Origin of the sequence: Parabacteroides sp. An277 (assembly GCF_002159645.1) — a bacterium.
Taxonomy (GTDB): Bacteria; Bacteroidota; Bacteroidia; order Bacteroidales; family Tannerellaceae; genus Parabacteroides.
In genome coordinates this window covers 1-3,338 of record NZ_NFJB01000074.1, presented here as the reverse complement: position 1 = coordinate 3,338, position 3,338 = coordinate 1, and the positions used below count along the sequence as shown (strand labels likewise).

General features: G+C 51.7%; 2 protein-coding genes and 3 tRNA genes. 2 read left to right on the top strand and 3 right to left on the bottom strand.

Annotation, left to right across the window (positions count from 1 at the left end; translation table 11 throughout):
- Nucleotides 1-183: 183 nt before the first annotated feature.
- The 3 genes from B5F77_RS15280 to B5F77_RS15270 form a co-directional block, all read right to left on the bottom strand.
- A tRNA-Asn gene (locus B5F77_RS15280) sits at nucleotides 184-257 on the bottom strand.
- A gap of 14 nt (nucleotides 258-271) precedes the next feature.
- Nucleotides 272-345, bottom strand: a tRNA-Asn gene (locus tag B5F77_RS15275).
- Nucleotides 346-354: 9 nt separating this feature from the next.
- A tRNA-Asn gene (locus tag B5F77_RS15270) sits at nucleotides 355-428 on the bottom strand.
- A gap of 96 nt (nucleotides 429-524) precedes the next feature.
- Between B5F77_RS15270 and B5F77_RS15265 the strand changes: the two genes are divergently transcribed.
- Together B5F77_RS15265 and B5F77_RS15260 are read left to right on the top strand one after the other, a co-directional pair.
- Entirely contained in the window at nucleotides 525-1,502 is a 978-nt protein-coding gene (locus B5F77_RS15265; protein ID WP_087332319.1) for an adenosine kinase, read from the top strand.
- 48 nt (nucleotides 1,503-1,550) lie between these two features.
- Nucleotides 1,551-3,224 (top strand): S41 family peptidase, encoded by a 1,674-nt coding sequence (locus B5F77_RS15260; RefSeq protein WP_087332317.1) that lies wholly within the window; start codon nucleotides 1,551-1,553, stop codon nucleotides 3,222-3,224.
- The last annotated feature ends 114 nt before the right edge of the window (nucleotides 3,225-3,338 follow it).

Sequence of the window (3,338 nt, the reverse complement as noted above, 5' to 3'; positions counted from 1 at the left end):
TGGGAGTACAATACCGGCAAGTATGTTCAAATAATCGTTTTCCATACTGCAAAATAAAGGTTTGTTCTTCAAACTAACAAATTTATCCCCACTAAATTTCTACTGAGCCTGGTTCCTCTATCATTATCTAAATGTATGGAGATACATAAATAAAAAAGAGAGGCGCGGATTGCGTCTCTCTTGCTCTTCCTCTTGGACTTGAACCAAGGACCCTCTGATTAACAGTCAGATGCTCTAACCAACTGAGCTAAGGAAGAATGTTTATTTTGTGCTCTTCTTCTTGGACTTGAACCAAGGACCCTCTGATTAACAGTCAGATGCTCTAACCAACTGAGCTAAAGAAGAATGTTTGTGCTCTTCCTCTTGGACTTGAACCAAGGACCCTCTGATTAACAGTCAGATGCTCTAACCAACTGAGCTAAGGAAGAATTTTTGCTTTTCCAGAAGCCTTTCTGAAATTGCACTGCAAAAGTACAGCGTATTTTCGGAATATGCAATATATTTGCAGAAAATTTTCAAGGAAAATGAAAGTATTAGGATTAGGCAATGCGCTGGTGGATGTCTTGTCGCAGTTGGAAAGTGATGATATGCTGCGACTTATAGGCATTCAAAAGGGTGCGATGGATATGATTACGGAAAAGCAAATGGGTATCATCCGGAAGTATCAAGAAGGGTGCAAAACGACGAAAGCGCCCGGAGGTTCGAATTGCAATACCATGCGGGCGATTGCCTTGCTGGGTGGCGAGTCCGGATTTATCGGGAAAGTAGGTGATGATGACTTGGCGCGTTTTTACGAGCAGGCGATAGAGGCGGCAGGTGCGGATTCGTGGTTACTTCGTTCGAATGGGCCGAGTGGTTCGTGTACGGTTTTTATTTCGCCGGATGGAGAACGGACGATGGGGACATTCCTTGGGCCAGCTCCAACGATTCGTCCGGAAGAGATTACGGATGAAATCCTTCGCGCGTACTATATTATATATATAGAAGGTTATTTGGTCGTCAACGAGGCTTTGGTGCGCGAGACGATGGCGCGGGCGAAACGTCTCGGATTGCGTGTGGCACTCGATCTCGCCAACTACAATATCGTGAATGCCTTCAAGCCGCTTTTGCAGGAAATTGTCCCGCAGTATGTGGATATCCTCTTTTGCAATGCCAGCGAGGCGGAGGCGTTTACGGGCGAGGAACCGCGGGCTGCAATCCGTTCGTTGGCTGGGCTGGTAGATACAGTTGCCATCACGCTCGGGAAAGAGGGAGCGCTCATTGGGCATCAGGCGGATGTTTTCCAGGTGGAAGCGGAAGGCGGAAAGCCGATAGATACGACAGGTGCGGGTGATAACTTCGCAGCTGGATTCTTGTATGGTTTGTCTGTCGGGGCGACGTGGGAGCAGGCGGCGCGTATCGGGTCGTGCTTGGCGGGAGAGGTCATCCGCGTCATCGGTCCGCAGATTCCGGCCGACAGATGGGAACAAATAAAGTTAAAAGTGAAGTCTATTTTGGCATAGGCCTACAGGAAATACGTACTTTTACACGCTTTTATAAAGAACAGAAGAATGCAACGTAAGAATATTTTGGCTTGGATAGGCGCTTGTTTCTTGTCGGGACTGGTTTTATTCCCCGCGCAAGCGCAAGAGAAGAAGGATAACCACTTCGAGGTGAGCAAGAATTTGGAGATTTTCAATGCCGTCGTGAAAGAGACGGAGATGTTTTATGTCGATACGTTTGATGTCGAGAAGTCGGTGCAGCGTGGTATCCGGGCGATGCTCGGCGGCCTCGACCCGTACACGGAGTATATCCCGGAGCAAGAGATGGATGATTTCAAGCATCTCGTCACGGGCGAATATGCGGGTATCGGATCCTATATCCGTCAGCGCAACGAGCGGGGACACGTCATGATTGTCGAGCCCTTCGAGGGTTCGCCGGCAGCCGAGGCGGGCCTCAAGGCGGGGGATTTGATTATCGCCATCGATACGACCGAGGTCTCTACCTTTACGAATGATAAGGTGAGCGAACTCCTCCGCGGCGTGCCTAATACAAAGGTGACGGTTACGATTCAGCGTCCGGGCGAGAAGAAACCGCGCAAGGTGGATATCATCCGTCGGCAAATCCAAGAGAACCAGGTCACCTGGTATGGCGTGAAGCAAGATAGTATCGGCTATATTTACCTCAAGAGCTTTACCGACAAGAGTGCACAGGAGGTGAAGGAGGCCTTCCTCGATTTGCGCGACAACCATCATATCAAGCAGCTTGTACTCGATTTGCGCAACAATGGCGGCGGTGTCCTCGAGTCGGCGGTGCAAATCGTGGGCATGTTCGTCCCGAAAGGTAGCGTGGTGCTTTCCACGAAGTCGAAGCATCCGCAGATGGACCGTACTTATCGCACGTCGAGCGAGCCTATCGACACGGTGATGCCGCTTGCGGTGCTTATCAATGGCAATTCGGCCTCGGCCTCGGAGATTGTCTCCGGCTCGCTGCAGGATATGGACCGTGCCGTGCTCGTCGGCCAGCGTTCGTATGGCAAGGGGCTCGTGCAGTCCACGCGCGACCTTCCCTACAACGGCAGTCTGAAGGTGACGATTAGTAAATATTACATCCCGAGCGGCCGTTGCATCCAGCAGCTCGACTACACGCACCGGCGGGCCGATGGTTCGGTGGCGGCGATTCCGGACAGCCTGACGCACGTGTTTTATACCTCGAATGGCCGTCCGGTGCGCGATGGGGGCGGTGTCCGTCCGGAGTTTGAAGTGAAGGAACCGAAGCTCCCCACGATGCTCTATTACCTCGCGGTCGATACTGCCTTCTTCGATTTTGTGACGAACTGGGCGCAGCAGCACAAGGAAATCCCGCCTGTCGAGGACTTCTCGGTGAGCGACGCCGATTTCGAGGCCCTGAAAGCCTACGAGCGGGAGAAGGGCTTTACCTACGACCGCCAGAGCGAGAAGGCACTGAAGAACCTCAAGGAGGTGGCTGAGTTCGAGGGCTATCTGGAGGGCGATACGACGTGGTTCAAGACGTTGGAAGCGAAGCTCACGCCCGACCTCGACCGCGATTTCGACCGCTTCAAGACGGAGGTGAAGAAACTCCTCGAGACGGAAATCGTGAAGCGTTATTATTATCAGAAGGGCGAACTCCTCGCCGGGTTGAAAGACGACGATGTGCTGGCCAAGGCGCTCGAAGTCCTTTCCAATCCAGCGCTTTACCGAAAAACTTTGACAATTGAGAATTGACAATTGACAATTTCCTTGTTCGTAGGGGCGGAATGTTTCCGCCCTTATGTGTTTCAACGGGTTATTTATGGGAAAACAATCAGGCACAAAAAAGGGCGGACACACGGGTCCGCC